The sequence below is a fragment of the Ensifer sp. 38_S197 genome (genome assembly GCF_056924495.1).
In genome coordinates, this window is record NZ_JBXOVZ010000002.1 from 2,635,784 (window position 1) to 2,653,144 (window position 17,361).

Sequence of the window (17,361 nt, forward strand, 5' to 3'; positions counted from 1 at the left end):
TCATACCTCTAGTCGCGGGCGAGCGCGAAATAAATGGGTAGAATCAGCGCAGAAGCAATTTGCAAGTGTCCACAGAACAATGTGGCAAGCGGAAGCTGAGAACCTTGAATTTTAGTGGCGATGCGTTGCAAAGGGTGCATATTACCGGCAATGCGCCGCAAAGCGGTTGAGGCGGGTGTGAGGCCCGCACGGGGAAAACAGTAGGGGTGGGCGGCGTCCGCAGATGAAGTTTTTTAACTACAGACGAGTTCCCTACGCCGAGATCCGCGCCTTTTCCGTGCATATCTTGACTGCCTCGGGGTCGTTTCTCGCCTTCCTCGGCGTCGTCGCCGCCGCCGAGCATCGCTTCGTCGACATGTTCTGGTGGCTGGGTCTCGCGCTGCTCGTCGATGGCATCGATGGCCCGATCGCCCGCAAGGTTCGCGTCAAGGAAGTGCTGCCCAACTGGTCGGGCGACACGCTCGACAACGTCATCGACTACGTGACCTATGTGCTGCTGCCGGCCTTTGCGCTCTATCAGAGCGGCATGATCGGCGAACCCTGGTCCTTCGTCGCGGCAGGCGCGATCGTCGTTTCGAGCGCGATCTACTATGCCGACATGGGCATGAAGACGGACGAATATTTCTTTTCGGGCTTCCCCGTCGTCTGGAACATGATCGTGTTCACGCTGTTCGTCATTCAGGCAAGCGAAGTGACGGCGTCGATCGTGGTCTTCGTCTCGGTGGTCCTGACTTTCCTGCCGATCAATTTCCTCCACCCGGTTCGCGTGCAGCGTTTGCGGCCGCTGAACCTCGGCGTCTTCTTGATCTGGTCGGCACTCGGCGTTTACGCATTGCTCTTGCACTTTGCGACGCCGGCCTGGGTCGTGACCGGCTTCGTCGTGGCAGGCATCTATCTCTACGTGATTGGCTTCGTGCTGCAGATTTTTCCAAGTCTCGGCCGGAAATAGGAGCAGGCAATGGCACAGGCGATTGTGGTACGCGAACTCGGTGGACCGGAGGTCCTGAAACTCGAAGGCGTCACGCTCTCGCCGCCAGGCCCGGGCGAGGTGCAGATCCGCCAGGTGGCCGTTGGCCTGAACTTCATCGACGTCTATTTCCGCACCGGCCTCTACAAGTCCGCCTCGGGTCTGCCTTTCGTGCCGGGCAAGGAAGGGGCTGGCATCGTCACGGCGGTCGGCGACGGCGTCCATCTCTTCTCCATCGGTGATCGTGTCGCCTATGCCTCGGCCGACGGAGCCTATGCCAGCGAACGCAATGTCGATGCCTCGCAACTGGTGAAGGTGCCGGACGGCATCACGCTTGAGACCGCGGCGGCGATGATGCTGAAAGGCATGACGGCGCAATACCTGCTCAACCAGACCTATCAGGTTGGCCCCGGCACGACGATCCTCTTCCATGCCGCCGCCGGCGGCGTCGGTTTGATCGCCGGCCAATGGGCAAAGGCGCTTGGCGCCACCGTGATCGGCACCGCGGGTTCGCAGGACAAGATCGATCTGGCCCTCGCGCATGGCTACGACCACGTGATCAACTACCGCACGGACAACTTCGTCGCGCGGGTGAAGGAGCTGACCGATGGCCGGGGCGTCGACGTCGTCTACGATTCCGTCGGGCGCGACACCTATCCGGCGTCGCTGGATTGCCTGAAGCCGCGCGGCTTGTGGGTGAGCTTCGGCAATTCGTCCGGCCCGGTGGAGGCTTTCAGCATCGGTATCCTGGCGCAGAAGGGCTCTCTCTTTGCGACGCGTCCGACACTCTTCGGTTACGTTGCCACGCGGCCTGCGCTGGAAGCGTGTGCAAATTCCCTGTTTGATATTGTGCAAAGCAACAAAGTGCGTATCAATATAAATCAGACTTATCCGCTCGCTGATGCAGGGCGGGCGCATACGGATCTCGAGACAAGAAAAACAAGTGGAACAACACTGCTGATTCCGTGATCGAAGCCTTAAGGCGGACGCGGATCAGCAGAGGGGAAAGAGGGCAGCGTGCCTGTTGAGGGAGTAGCGGCGAACGGTCATCTCTTGGCTGTGAGCAACTTGACGAAATTGTTTGGCAGCTTCGCGGCCTGCAATGGGATCGATCTGCAGATCGAACAGGGCGAGATCCACGCCCTTCTCGGCGAAAACGGTGCCGGAAAATCGACCCTGGTGAAGATGCTGTTCGGCGTATTGGCGCCGACGGCCGGCGAGATCCTCTGGCAGGGCCAGAGCGTGCGCATCGCCAATCCCGCCGCCGCGCGCAAGCTCGGCATCGGCATGGTTTTCCAGCATTTTTCGCTGTTCGAGGCGCTGACCGTCGCCGAGAACATTGCACTTTCGATGGACGCGAACATCTCGCTGGCGAAGGTGGCGGAGGAAGCTTCACGCCTGTCGCATGCCTACGGCCTGCCGCTCGATCCGAAGGCGCATGTGGCCGACCTTTCCGTGGGTGAGCGCCAGCGCATCGAGATCGTGCGCGCGCTGCTGCAGAACCCGCGCCTCATCATTCTGGACGAGCCGACCTCGGTCTTGACCCCGCAGGAGGCCGATCGTCTGTTCGAAACGCTCTACAAGCTGAAGGCGGAGGGACGCTCGGTCCTCTACATCAGCCACCGGCTCGAAGAGGTTCAGCGCATCTGCGACCGCGCGACGGTGCTGCGTCACGGCAAGGTCACCGGCGCCTGCGATCCGAAGACGGAGACGCCGTCATCGCTGGCGCGCATGATGGTCGGAAGCGATGTCGCCGTCGTGACGGCCGAAGGCACGAGCGCCAAGGGCCAGGTGCAACTGGAGGCGCGTCACCTGACGGTTCCCGCGCGCACACCCTTCGCGGTATCGCTGAAGAACATCTGTCTCAAGGTTCATGCCGGCGAGGTGCTGGCGATTGCCGGTGTAGCCGGCAACGGCCAAGGCGAACTCTTCGATGCGCTGTCGGGCGAGTATCCCGTCGCTGATCAAAATGCCGTGCAGATCCGCCAACGACCCGTCGGCAGCAGAAACATCAATGCCCGCCGCCTGATGGGCGCAGGGTTTGTTCCGGAAGAGCGGCACGGCCATGCCGCCGTGTCGGCGCTGCCGCTCTCGGACAATCTCGTGCTTGCCCGCAGCCGCTCGGACGCCAAGGCCTTTCTCGGCGGAGGTTTCCTCAACATCATCCGGCGGGATGCGGTGGCGAGCGCCACGAAGCGCATTTCCGAGGCGATGGACGTGCGCAAGAGTGGCGAAGACCCGCCGGCGGGGTCGCTGTCGGGCGGCAACCTGCAGAAGTTCATCGTCGGCCGTGAGCTCGACCGCCAGCCGAGCGTATTGGTCGTCAATCAGCCGACCTGGGGGGTCGATGCCGGGGCTGCAAGCCGCATCCGCCAGGCACTCGTCGACCTTGCCAAGGCGGGATCCGCGGTCCTCGTCATCAGCCAGGATCTCGATGAGATCTTTGAAGTCGCGACGGAGATCGCCGTCATCAGCGACGGCAGGCTCTCCGATCCCTATCCGGCGAAAGAGCTCTCGCGTGAAAAGATCGGCCTTCTGATGGGGGGGATGTACGGCAAGACGGAAGGCACGGAGGCCGCACATGCGCATTGAACTGGAAAAGCGCGCCAAGGTCTCGACGCTTTTTTCGATCCTGTCGCCGTTCATCGCCTTCCTGCTGACGATCGTCTTCGGCGGCATCATGTTCGCGCTGCTCGGCAAGAACCCGGTGATGGCGCTCTACAGCTTCTTCGTCGAACCCCTGAGTGAGGTCTGGTCGCTGCACGAACTGGCGATCAAGGCCGCGCCCTTGATCCTGATCGGCGTCGGGCTTTCGGTCTGCTTCCGCTCCAACAACTGGAATATCGGCGCCGAGGGCCAGTTCATCATGGGCGCCATCGCCGGCTCGATCCTGCCGGTGGTCTTCTACGATTGGCAGTCACCGCTGGTGCTGCCGCTGATGATGCTCATGGGCATGCTCGGCGGTGCGCTCTTTGCCGCGATCCCCGCCTTCCTCAAGGCGCATATGAACACCAACGAGATCCTGACGAGCCTGATGCTGGTCTATGTCGCTCAGCTCTTTCTCGACTGGCTGGTGCGCGGTCCCTGGCGCAACCCCGGCGGCATGAACTTTCCGGAGACGCGTACTTTCGCCGTCGATGCGATCCTGCCGGAAATGATCGCTTCTGGACGCACGCACTGGGGCTTCGCTTTTGCCATCATCGCGGCTGTCCTCGTCTGGTTCATGATGCGCTATACGCTGAAGGGCTTCGAGATTTCGGTTCTCGGCCAGTCGGAGCGGGCAGGACGCTTTGCCGGTTTCTCGTCGCGCCGCATGATCTGGTTCTCGATGCTGCTGTCGGGCGCCTTTGCCGGGCTCGCCGGCATTTCGGAAGTCAGCGGCGCGATCCAGCAATTGCGCCCGGTCATCTCGCCCGGTTACGGTTTCACCGCCATCATCGTCGCCTTTCTCGGTCGCCTCAATCCGCTTGGCATCGTCGCCGCCGGTCTCGTGCTCGCCTTGACCTATCTCGGCGGCGAGGCGGCGCAGCTTTCGATCGGCGTTTCCGAGAAGGTCACGCGCGTCTTCCAGGGCCTGTTGCTTTTCTTCGTGCTCTCCTGCGACACGCTGATCCACTATCGCATCAAGCTGGTCTTCGACCGGCTGACCGCGACAACCACCGAGGGGAGCCGCTGATGGGTATCGTCGAAGCGATCCTGCTGAGTGTCATCACCGCCGCGACCCCGCTGGTGCTGGCCGCAATCGGCGAACTGGTGACGGAACGGTCCGGCGTGCTCAATCTCGGCGTCGAGGGCATGATGATCATGGGGGCGGTCTCCGCCTTCGCGATCACCCAGATCACCGGTTCGCCCTATCTCGGCATGCTCGCGGGCGTCGCCTGCGGCGCGCTGTTCTCGCAGCTTTTTGCCTTCCTGACCTTGACGCTCGTCGCCAACCAGGTGGCAACGGGCCTGGCGTTGACCCTGCTCGGGATCGGCGTCTCCGGCATGATGGGCGAGACCTTCCTCGGCATGCAGGGCATCAAGCTGCAGCCGATTACGATACCGCTTCTGGCGGATATTCCGGTGATTGGTCCGCTGCTGTTCCGGCAGGACATCATCTTCTACCTATCGATTGCGATTGTCGCGGCCGTAAACTGGTTCCTGTTCAGCAGCCGCGCCGGCCTGAAGCTGCGCGCCGTCGGTGACAGCCACGCCTCCGCGCATGCACTCGGCGTCAACGTTATCCGCACACGCTATCTTGCGGTGATGTTTGGTGGCGCCTGTGCCGGCCTCGCCGGTGCGCAGTTGTCGCTCGTCTACACGCCGCAATGGGTGGAGAACATGTCGGCCGGGCGCGGGTGGATCGCGCTGGCGCTGGTGGTTTTTTCCTCGTGGCGACCCTGGCGGCTGGTGGCGGGCGGCTACCTTTTCGGTGCCGTTTCGATCAGCCAGTTGCATGCGCAGGCCTTCGGCATCGGCATTCCCTCGCAGTTCCTGTCGTCGCTTCCCTATCTCGCGACGATCGTCGTGCTCATCCTCATCTCGCACAACCGGCGCATGACCTTGATCAATACGCCGGCATCGCTCGGCAAACCGTTTGTGCCGGACCGGTGATTTCAAGCCTTTCAGACGGACGTTTCTCAAACCGACAGAGGTCAAGAAAATGAAAAAACTACTGCTCGTCCTCGCAAGCACCGCGGCCGTTATCGGCTTCGCCCCGGCTGCGAGCGCCCAGGAGAAGGCCAAGATCTGCTTCGTTTACGTCGGCTCCAAGACCGATGGCGGCTGGACCCAGGCGCACGATCTCGGCCGCCAGGCGCTGGAAAAGCAGCTCGGCGACAAGATCGAGACCCAGTATCTCGAAAGCGTGCCGGAAGGTCCGGATGCGGAACGTGCGATCGAGCGTCTGGCGCGCTCGGGCTGCGGCCTGATCTTCACGACGTCCTTCGGCTTCATGGATGCGACGATCAAGATTGCGCAGAAGTTCCCGGACGTGAAGTTCGAGCACGCCACCGGCTACAAGACCGCGCCGAACGTCGCGACGTACAACAGCCGCTTCTATGAAGGCCGCTACATCCAGGGCCAAATCGCCGCGAAGATGTCGCAGAAGGGCGTCGCCGGTTACATCGCCTCCTTCCCGATCCCGGAAGTGGTGATGGGCATCAACTCTTTCATCATCGGTGCGCGCTCGGTCAATCCGGACTTCAAGATTAAGGTCGTCTGGGCAAACACCTGGTTCGACCCTGGCAAGGAAGCTGACGCCGCCAAGGCACTGGTTGACCAGGGCGTCGATATCCTGACGCAGCACACCGATACGACGGCTCCGATGCAGGTTGCTGCCGAACGTGGCATCAAGGCTTTCGGCCAGGCCTCCGACATGATCGCCGCCGGCCCGAACACGCAGCTGACGGCAATCGTCGACACCTGGGGCGCCTACTACATCAAGCGCACGCAGGCCTTCCTCGACGGCAAGTGGGAATCGACCTCGAGCTGGGACGGCCTGAAGGACGGCATCCTGACGATGGCGCCCTATACCAACATGCCTGACGACGTGAAGAAGATGGCCGAGGAAACCGAAGCCAAGATCAAGTCGGGCGAGCTGAAACCCTTCACCGGCCCGCTGAAGAAGCAGGACGGCAGCGAATGGCTCGCAGCCGGTGCAACGTCTGACGACGGCACGCTGCTCGGCATGAACTTCTACGTCGAAGGCGTCGACGACCAATTGCCGAAGTAAGGGCTCACACCAGTGACGTTAAGCAAACCCCGCCCTCTGGCGGGGTTTGTCTTTTGAGGATGGGCAAGCAGGCGTAGCGACGATTGGAGAATGTCGCAAACGCTGATTCTGCCTGTCTTTCCGGGGGCTTTCCGGAATCGGTGGATCAAACTACACTCGTTTGCGCAAGTTTGAGGCAAGCGGCCGGCGGTGCTTTGGCACACCGATATCCGCGTGTCGGCAGGAATCAGGCAGGGGAGTGCCTGGAGGAGATGGGTTGAACAGGAGTTTGCTGGAAACTGTTGTGTCCGGCTCGCGCAAACGCACGAGCCACGCGCATGTCGTCGATCAACTTGGAAAGGCGATCATATCCGGCGAGTTCCCCGTGGGCTCGATTCTTCCAGGAGATCCGGAGCTCGCGGCGCGCTTCAAGGTGTCGCGGACGGTTCTTCGCGAGGCGATGAAGACGCTGGCCGCCAAGGGACTGGTCGTGCCCCGCGCCCGCATCGGCACGCGTGTGACGCCGCGCAACGACTGGAACCTGTTCGACAGCGATATCCTGACCTGGCATTTCGAGTGCGGGGTCGACGAGGATTTCCTCTATCACCTTAGCGAAGTGCGTCTCGCATTCGAGCCGCACGCGGCAGCACTCGCCGCGCGAAACGCTTCGGAAGCGGAAATCAGCCGCATGATGCGTCTCGCCGTTGCCATGGGCGAGGAAGGGCATACGGCAGAGAGCCTTGCCGTCGCGGATCTGAAGTTTCACCTCGCGGTCGCCGAGGCCTCCGGAAACCCGTTCATGCGAACGGTCGGCGGGCTGATCGAGGCGGCGCTGGTTGGCGTCTTCAAGCTGAGTTCGCCGACCGCTGAAAGGGGCGGCATAGACGAGGTCGCCCGCAACCATATCCGCATCGTTGAGGAGATCGGCCGGCGTGATGAGGTCGGCGCCCGGCTCGCCATGGAGAATGTCATCAAGATCGGTCGCGAGCGGGTGCGCAGCGCCTTGCATAACAGCGCCTGACCTCGGCCTCTCCGGGATTGTTCAAAATTCCGTCGTCGGCCAGCTTCAATGTTCGCTAGATCGCATCGATTTCAATGCTTGCGCTTGCTCAGATCGTCCGCTGGCCTTATCTGGTGATTGGTCGTTCCCCAGCGGAGCGGCTTTCGTCAACGGTGACCTGGAGACCATGTCCGAGTTTTTTGTCATTTTCGTCCTGCTTTTGATCAACGCATTTTTTGCTCTCTCGGAAATGGCAATCGTCTCGGCAAGCAAGCCCATGCTTCGCCAGATGGCAAAACAGGGAAATCGCCGCGCCGAGGTTGCGCTGAGGCTGGCGGAAGATCCGGGCAAATTCCTGTCCACGGTTCAGGTCGGCATCACGCTGGTCGGTACGCTCGCCGGCGCCTATGGCGGCGCGACCATCGCTGCCAGGATCGCGCCGATCCTCGATGAGATCGCCTGGATCCATCCCTACGGCAACACGGTCGCCGTCGCGCTCGTCGTCACCCTGATCACCTTCCTGTCCGTTGTCATCGGTGAGCTGATCCCGAAGCAACTGGCGCTGAAGAATTCCGAAGCGCTGGCGATGTTCGTTGCAAGGCCGATGCTGCTCCTGTCGCGGATCGCCGCACCGATCGTCTATCTCTTCGAAACGGCCGCATCGGTCGCCATGCGTCTGCTCGGCATGCGCGCGGACGACCCGGACCATGTGACGGAAGAAGAGGTCCAGGCGATCATGGCCGAGGGCGTCGAAAGCGGCGCCATCGAGAAGTCGGAACATGAGATGCTCAGACGAATCATCCGGCTCGGTGACCGCAACGTGAAGTCGATCATGACGCACCGGACGGAGGTGAGCTTCATCGACGTCAACGACAGCCTGGAGACCGTCGGCCGCAAGATCGACCAGTTTGGCCATTCCCGCTATCCAGTGGTCGATGGACCGAGCGGTGACGTGCTCGGCGCGGTCCTGGCGAAGGAAGTCCTGAACGCCCCGGCCTCCGCACCGTTCGACGTGCGCAAATACATCCGGGAGATCCACACGCTGCCGGAAACCGCGTCCTGCCTCAAGGCGCTCGACGCCTTCAAGTCGTCGAGCATCAACATGGCGATGATCGTCGACGAGTACGGAAGCACCGAAGGCATCATCACCATTGCCGATATTCTGGAGGCAATCGTCGGCGTTCTGCCGTCGAACTACGACGACATCGAACACGCGCTGATCCGCCAGCGTGAAGATGGCAGCTATCTCGTCGATGGCCGGACACCGATCGACGAAATCCATCTGACGATCGGAATCGAAGGTATCGACGCCGACGGCAACTTCGAGACGATCGCCGGCTTCCTGGTGCAGCAACTGCGCAAGACGCCGGAGGAGGGCGACATTGCCATCGCCCACGGTTACCGTTTCGAAGTGGTCGACATGGACGCACGGCGGATCGACAAGATCCTCGTCAGCCGCAGCGACGAGGCGGCCAGCTGAGCCATGCCATGACGTTGTCGAGGGAGCCGGAGACACGTCTGCTTCGGCTCGAGGCGGCAGCGTTGTCTGGACGACCCGGACCTGCCGCGCAAAAGCAAAAGGCCGGGCTGAACCCGACCTTTTTCCAGATCACCGCGGATCCGCTAGTACATCCGTAGTCGGACGTCCTCGGCGGCGATCAAGTAGCTCCCTTTGTACAGCGCTATCATGTCGGCGCCATGACATGATCCGGGCTTGAAAGCAGAAATGAGACCTTCCCGGGCCAGCGATGTTCGCTCGCCAATCCGGGAATACCAGCAGAATTGACGCGAGTGTTTCAGCGCAGCCTGAGAATGTCGCAGGATGCGCCGAGCGGCGCTTCCGCAGCGTGCGGCCGGCGCACGATCAGGCAGTCGGACTGCGCGAAGACCTTCATCATCGACGAGTCCTGCCGCGAGAACGGATGCGCGACGAGGCTCCCGTCTGCGTCTCTGGTAAGACGCGCACGCACGTAGTCCTGTCTGACGTCGTTGGCTGGCAGCGGGCTCGCGAGTCGTGCGGTCGTCATACGCTCGCGGGCGGGCAGTCGCGCGAGCTTGCGTGTCAGCGGCTCCAGGAACAGCAGCGCGCAAACGAGGCTCGAGACCGGGTTGCCGGGGAGGCCGAGCACGGTCGTATCGCCGAGCTTGCCCACCATCAGCGGCTTTCCCGGGCGCATGGCTATGCGCCAGAAGTCGAGCGTCATGCCGCAGGAAAGCAAAGTTGCCTGAACCAGGTCATGGTCGCCGACCGAGGCGCCGCCAAGCGTGACAAGCACATCGACATCGGCCGCCTGGGCCCGCGCGACCTGGTCCGCGATCGCCTTTTGGTCGTCGGCGACGATACCGAGATCGATGACCTCCGCGCCGTTGTCGCGCGCGATGGCGCCGACACCGAAGCTGTTGGAGGCGATGATCTGGTCGGCGCCCGGCTTGCTGCTGGGAGGCAGCAGTTCGTCGCCGGTGGCGAGGATCGCGATTTTCGGGCGCTTGAAAACGGGCAGTCGCGCGTGATTCATGCCGGCGGCGAGCGTCAATCGTCCGGCATCGAGCAATTCGCCCGCTGAGAGCGCGGCTTCGCCAAAGGCGAAATCCTGCCCGGACAAGCGGATATGGCGCCCTTTACCGGGAACGAACTTGGTTCGGATCCGGTCTTCCGGCAGCCGCTCGGTATCCTCCTGGATGATCACCGTATCCGCGCCGGCGGGCAGGGGCGCTCCGGTGAAGATGCGCACGGCCTGTCCAGGCCCCACCTCTCCCTTGAAGCCATGGCCGGCAGCCGATTGGCCGATCACGGCAAGCTCGGCGCCAACGGTCTCGATGTCCTGGTGGCGGACGGCATAGCCGTCCATCGCCGAATTGTCGAAGGCCGGATGCGTGACGAGCGCCGGGACATCCTCGGCAAGGACGCGGCCGACAGCGTCGTGAAGACCGACATGTTCGGTCCGTGGTCTCAGGGTGGCGCTGCCCAGAATACGGTCGAGCGCATCTTCGACGGATAGCAGCGACATGATCTCATTTCCCTTCGCGTCGAAAGTCGCCGGACCGGCCGCCAGATTTGCTGACGACCTGGATCCCGCCGATTTCCATCTCGCGGTCGGCGGCCTTCGCCATGTCGTAGATGGTGAGGCACGCAACGCTCACGGCCGTCAGTGCCTCCATCTCGACGCCCGTGCGGCCGGTGAGCTTGGCAAGCGCCTCGACCCGCAGGCCGGGAAGCGCTGGGTCGGGTGTGATGTCGACGGCTACCTTCGTCAGCATCAACGGATGGCATAGCGGGATGAGAGTAGCGGTCTGCTTGGCGGCCATGATGCCCGCAAGCCGCGCCGTGCCGATGACGTCGCCCTTCTTGGCGTCTCCTTCGAGGATGAGCGTCAGCGTTTCCGGCTTCATCCGGACGTGGCCTTCGGCGACCGCAACGCGCACCGTCTCGGCCTTGTCGCCGACATCCACCATGTTCGCTTCGCCGCTGCCACTAAGATGCGTGAGCGTCGGCTTACCCATTACTCGGCCGCCAGTGTGTTTGCGGTACCGGTCAGCAGGCTGCGTGTCGCCGCTTCGACGTCACTCTTGCGCATCAGGCTTTCGCCGACGAGGAAGGTGGTGATGCCGCTTTTTTCCAGCCGCTGGCAATCCTCGTGGGTGAAGATGCCGCTTTCGCCGACCAGCAGACGGTCGGAAGGCACCATGCCTGCAAGCTGCTCTGAAACGGCGAGATCGACTTCGAACGTCCTCAAATTGCGGTTGTTGATGCCGACGAGCGGGGAGGCGAGCTTGAGAGCACGTTCCATTTCTTCGGCGTCATGCACCTCGATGAGCACGTCCATGCCGAGTTCGAACGCCGCTTCTTCGAGGCGGCGAGCGTCGTCGTCGCTGAGCGAAGCCATGATCAGCAGGATGCAGTCGGCGCCCCAAGCCCGCGCCTCGAACACCTGGTAGGTGTCGAACATGAAGTCCTTGCGCAGTGCGGGCAGGGCGCAGGCCGCGCGTGCCGCTTCAAGGAAAGCGGGCGCGCCTTGAAAGCTCGGTGCATCCGTGAGTACCGAGAGGCAGGCGGCACCGCCAGCTTCGTAAGCCCTGGCAAGGGCTGGCGGGTCGAAGTCCGGGCGAATGAGCCCCTTCGACGGGCTTGCCTTCTTGATCTCCGCGATCAGCCCGAATGTGCCGGCGGCCTTGCGCGCGGCGAGCGCGGCTCGAAAGCCGCGCGGCGCGGACTGCTCGGTGATACGCGCCTTGAGCTCGGAAAGCGGCGTCTGCGATTTCGCGGCCGCGATCTCGTCGCGCTTGTAGGCTTCGATCTTGCGCAGGATATCCGTCATCGTTGCCGATCCTTTCTCAGGCCGCGTTCGAAACGCTGATCAGGCGCTGCAGCGCCATCTTGGCACCGCCGCTCGAAAGCGACTGGCGGGCGAGCGCCATGCCTTCGCCGAGGTCCTTCGCTCGTCCGGCTATCATCAGCGATGCTGCCGCATTGGCAAGGGAAATGTCCCGGTAGGGGTTCTCGGCACCATCGAGCACCGCCTGGAGTGCCACCGCATTATACGCTCCGTCGCCGCCCTTCAACGCATCGAGCGTCACCGTCTGAAGGCCGAAATCGGCCGGCGTCAGCGTAAAGGTCGAAATCTTGCCGTTCTCGAGAGCCGCGACCTCAGTCGTGCCGGTCGTGGTGATCTCGTCGAGGCCTTCCCCATGAACGACCCAGACATTTTCTGAGCCGAGATCGCGCAGCACCTCAGCAAGCGGCTGCACCCACTGCGGCGCGTAGACGCCGACGAGCTGCCGCTTGACGCCGGCCGGATTGGAGAGCGGACCGAGCAGGTTGAAGATCGTCCGCGTTCCGAGCTCCACCCGCGTCGGGCCGACATGACGCATCGCCGAATGATGTTGCTGCGCGAACATGAAGCCGACGCCCGCCTCCCGGATGCATTGCGAGATGGCTGCGGGGCCGATGTCGAGCTTGACGCCGAGGCACGAGAGCGCATCCGCTGTGCCCGACTTCGAGCTCAGTGCGCGGTTGCCGTGCTTGGCGACCGGGACGCCTGCGCCTGCCACGATGAGCGAAGCGAGCGTCGAGATATTGTAGGTGCCGGCGCCGTCACCGCCGGTTCCGACGATATCGACGGCATTGGCCGGGGCATCGACCGGCAGCATGCGGGCCCGCATGGCGCCGACCGCGCCGACGATCTCATCGACCGTTTCGCCCCGCACACGCAGCGCCATCAGGAAGCCACCGATCTGCGATGGCGTTGCGGCCCCCGACATGATGATTTCGAAGGCGGCACGGGCGTCTTCACGGTTCAGCGCCTCGCGGGCGGCGACCTTGGCGACGAATGGCTTGAGATCACTCATCGGTTGTTTCCTCGAAGCCTATCGTTGAGTAACTGCGGTTTCGCCGAGCGTCTGGTTGATCGAAACGCCGTAGGCGGCCTGCAGCGTGGCGACCATCTGATCCAGAATATCTTCGCCGCTGACGCGGGCCATGGCCTCGATCTGGCGGCTATCGTCCTGCAGAGCGTCGGTGGGGCCACCGTTCTCGACTGCCGTCACCTGCATGAGCACCTGTCCCTCGCCACCGATGCCGGCAGCGTTGGTTACAAAGCCGTTCGGACCCGAGAACGCGGCTGCGACAGCCGCCGGGCTCAGGGCCGCGTCCGAAGTGGCGCGCGTCAGCCCGGACTTCGTTTCGACGGCGAGACCGAGTTCATTGGCGATGTCGGCGAGCTTTGCACCCTGCTCGACACGCTGCTTCAACTCACCAGCCTTCTTGGCAAGGGCCGCACGCTGCTGTTCCGCCATCCAATCGGCGCCGATCTCATCGCGAGCCTCGTCCAGCGTGCGATCGCGCGCGGGGGTAACTTCATCGAGATCGAACCAGACATAGCCGTCGCGGCCGACATTGACCGGCAGAGTTTCCCCTCCGACATCCGCCTTGAAGACTTCCTGAAGAAGGGCAGCCTGCTCCGGTAGGCCGGCAACGGCGTCGCCGTTCTTGTCCTTGCCGGTTGCATCGATGGCATCGACGGTCACCAGTTTCAGCTTGAGCTGGTCGGCGACCTCCTTGATCGGAGCGCCGGAAGCGCGCTCGTCCTCGATCTTGTCGTGGAGGCGCATGACCTCTTCGCTCGCTGCCGAAAGGGCGATGTCCTTGCGCAGTTCTTCCTTGACGTCGTCGAAGCTGCGTACCGCTTCCGGACGGATATTCGTCACGCGCAGAATGACCGGGCCGAAGGCGCCGTCGACAACCGGAGATACGCCACCGTCGGCAGCAACCGCGAAGGCCGCTTCGGCGATCTTGGCGTCAGGCACGCGATCTTTGGTGAATTCGCCGAGAAGCACGTCCGCCGAGGTCTTGCCTTCAGCCTTCACCAGATCATCGAAGCTCGTGCCGGAGGAGAGCTTGGCCGCTGCAGCGTCAGCTGCTTCACGTGACGGGAAGGTGAGCTGCTCGATGGTCCGCGTCGCAGCGGTGCGGAAGCTCTCCTTGCGCCGGTCATATTCGGTTCGCATCTCTTCATCCGTCACGGCTGCCGTGTCTGCGACGTCGACCGGCTCGAGCTTTACATAGCTGAACTTGCGGTATTCGGGGGCGCGGTAGTTTGCCTTGCGGGTATCGTACCAGGGCGCCAGCACGTCGTCGCCCGGCACCTTCACCGGGTCGATATTGGCGTTCGAGAGCAGCAGATAGTCGACGGTCCGCTTTTCGTGGCGGTAGGCGCCGATCGCATCCGTGAGAACCTTGGGAGCGGCATAACCGTCCGAGAGCGCATCGACGATCTGCGAACGGATCGCGGTCTGGCTCTGGCTGTTGATGTAATCCTGTTCGCGCAGGCCCGCATTGCGCAGGACGCTCGAGAACGTCAGCCGGTCGAACTGGCCATTGACGCTGTGGAACGCCGGATCGTCGGCGATCAGCTTTGCCAGCCGGTCCTGCGACAGGCCGAGGTTCATGTCGTCTGCAAGCTGGTCGAGAGCCGCACCGGCAACGACTTGCGAATAGACCCGCTGTTCGATGCCGAAGGCGCGTGCCTGTTGCGGCGTCAAGCGGGTGCCGAGCTGGCGGGAGGCCTGAGCCAGCATGGTCTCATAGGCGAGCCGGAACTCCGGCGCCTTGACCTTGACGTCGCCGACAACCACCACCGCGTCCGACTGGCTCGTCATCGTCAGAGATGAGCCGCCCCACACCATGAACGACAGAACGAGAATGACTAGCAGGCCTTTGACTACCCAGGTCTGGGCGGCAGTTCTCAGGGATTCGAGCATGGGGGCAGAAACCTCGTTGCAATGCGGCGGCCATGGGCCAAACGAATTCGTTCCTTAAAACAAACGAAACAGGAAATGAAGGGTCGTTTACCGCAAATTGCGCGCACTCACGGGATCGTTGGCCAATCGCGATCGCCCGAGTTTCAATGCTTGCCACCGCCGCGTTGTCGCGGGCGCGGAAGGTCCCGCGAAGGACCTGCAAACCTATCGGGCGCGCGCGGCACAACCCATGTCGGATTCATTAGCCGGCAATCGAAAATTATATGTCAGATTGAGTCGAATACGCAGTGGAACTGTGGTTCTGTTGCAAGGGTAAGGGGCGATTCTGAAGTCCCCGCGGGAAGGCATGCAATGCAGTCGACAATCGTGATGGTCAATCTTTTCGGGGCGGTCGCACTGCTCCTCTTCGGCCTGTCGCTCGTCAAGGATGGCGTGACGCGCGCCTTCGGTGCGCGATTGCGCGCCGGTCTCGCGCAGGGGACCAATGGGTCCGTCCGCTCTTTCGCGACGGGACTGGTCGCGACGCTTGCCTTGCAGAGTTCGACGGCCACTGCCTTGATGACCGCTTCCTTCGTGGAGAAGGGATTGGTGCGCTCGCGCATGGCCCAGATCGTGCTCCTCGGCGCCAATGTCGGCACGGCCATGACCGCCTGGATCGTCGCGACCGGCATCGAGTGGCTGTCGCCCCTCGTGATCCTCTTGGGTGTCGTTCTGCACCGTGCCAGCCGCTCGAACGCCCGCCAGGGTCTCGGGGCCGCGTTCGTCGGCATCGGCCTCATGCTCCTGTCGTTGCACCTGCTGGGCTCCGCGACCGAGCCAATGCGCGATTCTCCGGCGCTGGCGGCGTTCCTTGGCATGCTCGACAGCGCCTGGCCTGTCGCCCTCCTCATATCCGCCGGGCTGGCTTTCGCTTCGTCCTCCAGTCTGGCGGTCGTCATGCTGGTCCTGTCGCTCTCGTCCGCGGGCATTCTGACCGTGGGATTGACGGTGGCGCTCGTGCTTGGCGCGAATCTCGGGGGCGCGATCCCGCCGGTCATGGCGACCTTGGCCTCCGCGCCATCGGCGCGCCGAGTCACCCTCGGCAATCTCGTCATTCGCGCAGCCGGCTGTTTGATCGCACTGCCGCTGACGAGCTTGAGTGTAGAATTCCTGCAGAGCCTGCCGCTGCCGCGACAGAACCTGCCTGTCGATATCCACCTTGCCTTCAATCTCGCTGTCGCGATCCTCGCCTGGCCTTTTTCCGGCCTGCTGTCGCAACTGATGGTCCGTTTCATTCCCGATGCGGAAACGGAAGAGAGCGGACCGCGCTATCTCGATGAAAGTGCCTTGCATACGCCGGTCATGGCGCTCTCCGGAGCGACCCGCGAGGTTCTGCGCGTGGGCGATCTGGTCGAGATAATGTTGATGCGTGCAGCCACCGCCTTCGAAAACAACGATCTCTCCGAAATTCGCGACATCGGGAAGTTCGAGAAGCAGGTGGACCAGCTGCAACAGGAAGTGAAGATCTTTCTGTCACGCTTGGGACGTGATGGCTTGAGCCAGGAGGACGGTCGGCGCTCGATCGTCATCATCGACTACGCCATCAACCTCGAGCATATGGGCGACATCATCGAGAAGGGGCTTTGCGAGGAGATCGTCAAAAAGGTCGACAACGGTCTGAAGTTCTCGGAGGAGGGCTACCAGGAGCTGAAAAGCCTGTTCAATCTTACGATCGACAATCTTCGCGTTGCCCAATCCATCTTCGTCAGCCGCAATGCCGATCTCGCCCGGCAGCTCATCGAGGTGAAGGTGAGCGTTCGCCACATGGAGAAGCGTTCGGCCGAGCGGCATATCGAGCGTTTGCGAGACGGGCTGGTCCAGAGCCTTCAGACGAGCTCGCTGCATCTCGACATGCTGCGCGATCTCAAGCGCGTCAACGCGCATATTGCGTCCGTCGCCTATCCGATCCTGGAGGAGAGCGGGCTTCTGACCGAGAGCCGGCTGCGTCCCGAGGCCTAGAGCGCTGCGCGTTCATCTGAACGCACTAGCGTCGCTCGCTTCAGCTAAGGTCTGGATGTGCTTTACCAGTCGGTGAGCTATAAAGGCCCCTCGGACGCACGGAGAGGCGTTCAGGCAGGAGCCCGACCATGATCAAGATGAGCGTCTACTATCCCGCCGAGGGCGGTTCGAAGTTCGATCACGACTACTACCGCACCCGCCACATGCCACTGATCCAGGAACGGCTCGGCGATGCCTGCCTGCGCTACGAGATCGATAAGGGCCTTGCGGGTCGTGAACCTGGAAGCGCGCCGGAGTTCGTCGCGGCGTGCCACATCTACTCGCCCTCCCTGGGGACATTCCAGGAGGCGTTCGGTCCCCACCGCGCGGAGATCGTCGCGGACGTCGCCAACTATACGGACATCGCGCCTGTCGTGCAGTTCAGCGAAATCGTTGGAGGGTAGG

General features: G+C 62.7%; 15 protein-coding genes. 10 read left to right on the forward strand and 5 right to left on the reverse strand.

All coding sequences use genetic code 11. The features are described 5' to 3' along the window. Positions 1–223: 223 nt before the first annotated feature. From pcsA to AC1Z3V_RS25915, 8 genes are all read left to right on the forward strand, one after another. On the forward strand, positions 224–949 hold the full coding sequence (pcsA, locus tag AC1Z3V_RS25880; RefSeq protein ID WP_429817169.1) for a phosphatidylcholine synthase: 726 nt from the start codon (positions 224–226) through the stop codon (positions 947–949). Positions 950–958: 9 nt separating this feature from the next. Then, positions 959–1,936 carry a quinone oxidoreductase family protein gene (locus tag AC1Z3V_RS25885; protein WP_429817172.1) on the forward strand — a complete coding sequence of 326 codons (978 nt, stop codon included), beginning with the start codon at positions 959–961 and terminating at the stop codon, positions 1,934–1,936. A 48-nt stretch (positions 1,937–1,984) separates the two neighbouring features. After that, a complete protein-coding gene (locus AC1Z3V_RS25890) occupies positions 1,985–3,559 on the forward strand; it encodes an ABC transporter ATP-binding protein (RefSeq protein ID WP_483502497.1) in 1,575 nt (524 codons plus the stop codon). Next, a complete protein-coding gene (locus AC1Z3V_RS25895) occupies positions 3,549–4,643 on the forward strand; it encodes an ABC transporter permease (RefSeq protein WP_429817176.1) in 1,095 nt (364 codons plus the stop codon). The genes AC1Z3V_RS25890 and AC1Z3V_RS25895 overlap by 11 nt, the downstream gene beginning before the upstream one ends. Further along, a complete protein-coding gene (locus tag AC1Z3V_RS25900; RefSeq protein ID WP_429817179.1) occupies positions 4,643–5,563 on the forward strand; it encodes an ABC transporter permease in 921 nt (306 codons plus the stop codon). Before AC1Z3V_RS25895 ends, AC1Z3V_RS25900 begins: the two co-directional genes overlap by 1 nt. Positions 5,564–5,612: 49 nt before the next feature. Further along, complete coding sequence (locus AC1Z3V_RS25905; RefSeq protein ID WP_429817182.1) at positions 5,613–6,683, forward strand: BMP family ABC transporter substrate-binding protein; 1,071 nt, start codon at positions 5,613–5,615, stop codon at positions 6,681–6,683. A 256-nt stretch (positions 6,684–6,939) separates the two neighbouring features. Continuing rightward, positions 6,940–7,683, forward strand: coding sequence for a FadR/GntR family transcriptional regulator (locus AC1Z3V_RS25910; protein WP_429817185.1), 744 nt, complete (start codon positions 6,940–6,942; stop codon positions 7,681–7,683). Between the two features lie 166 nt (positions 7,684–7,849). Continuing rightward, positions 7,850–9,142, forward strand: coding sequence for a hemolysin family protein (locus AC1Z3V_RS25915; protein ID WP_483502499.1), 1,293 nt, complete (start codon positions 7,850–7,852; stop codon positions 9,140–9,142). A gap of 316 nt (positions 9,143–9,458) precedes the next feature. Here AC1Z3V_RS25915 and AC1Z3V_RS25920 read toward each other — a convergent pair whose 3' ends face one another. From AC1Z3V_RS25920 to AC1Z3V_RS25940, 5 genes are read right to left on the reverse strand one after another with little or no spacing between them, the layout of a single operon-like run. Beyond that, a complete protein-coding gene (locus tag AC1Z3V_RS25920) occupies positions 9,459–10,670 on the reverse strand; it encodes a molybdopterin molybdotransferase MoeA (RefSeq protein ID WP_429820799.1) in 1,212 nt (403 codons plus the stop codon). Between the two features lie 4 nt (positions 10,671–10,674). Further along, positions 10,675–11,163 carry a cyclic pyranopterin monophosphate synthase MoaC gene (gene moaC, locus AC1Z3V_RS25925; protein ID WP_429820801.1) on the reverse strand — a complete coding sequence of 163 codons (489 nt, stop codon included), beginning with the start codon at positions 11,161–11,163 and terminating at the stop codon, positions 10,675–10,677. Continuing rightward, positions 11,163–11,978 carry an indole-3-glycerol phosphate synthase TrpC gene (gene trpC / locus AC1Z3V_RS25930; protein ID WP_483502501.1) on the reverse strand — a complete coding sequence of 272 codons (816 nt, stop codon included), beginning with the start codon at positions 11,976–11,978 and terminating at the stop codon, positions 11,163–11,165. Before trpC ends, moaC begins: the two co-directional genes overlap by 1 nt. A 16-nt stretch (positions 11,979–11,994) precedes the next feature. Further along, positions 11,995–13,008, reverse strand: coding sequence for an anthranilate phosphoribosyltransferase (gene trpD, locus AC1Z3V_RS25935; protein ID WP_429820805.1), 1,014 nt, complete (start codon positions 13,006–13,008; stop codon positions 11,995–11,997). Between the two features lie 18 nt (positions 13,009–13,026). Next, the gene (locus AC1Z3V_RS25940) at positions 13,027–14,919 is read right to left on the reverse strand and encodes a peptidylprolyl isomerase (RefSeq protein WP_483502503.1); all 1,893 of its coding nucleotides are present in this window, start codon (positions 14,917–14,919) and stop codon (positions 13,027–13,029) included. Between the two features lie 351 nt (positions 14,920–15,270). Here AC1Z3V_RS25940 and AC1Z3V_RS25945 point away from each other — a divergent pair, with 351 nt between their 5' ends. Beyond that, positions 15,271–16,917, forward strand: a complete 1,647-nt coding sequence (locus AC1Z3V_RS25945; protein WP_483502504.1) for a Na/Pi cotransporter family protein — start codon at positions 15,271–15,273, stop codon at positions 16,915–16,917. Positions 16,918–17,045: 128 nt separating this feature from the next. Beyond that, positions 17,046–17,360, forward strand: coding sequence for an EthD family reductase (locus tag AC1Z3V_RS25950; RefSeq protein ID WP_483502506.1), 315 nt, complete (start codon positions 17,046–17,048; stop codon positions 17,358–17,360). Position 17,361: the final 1 nt, after the last annotated feature.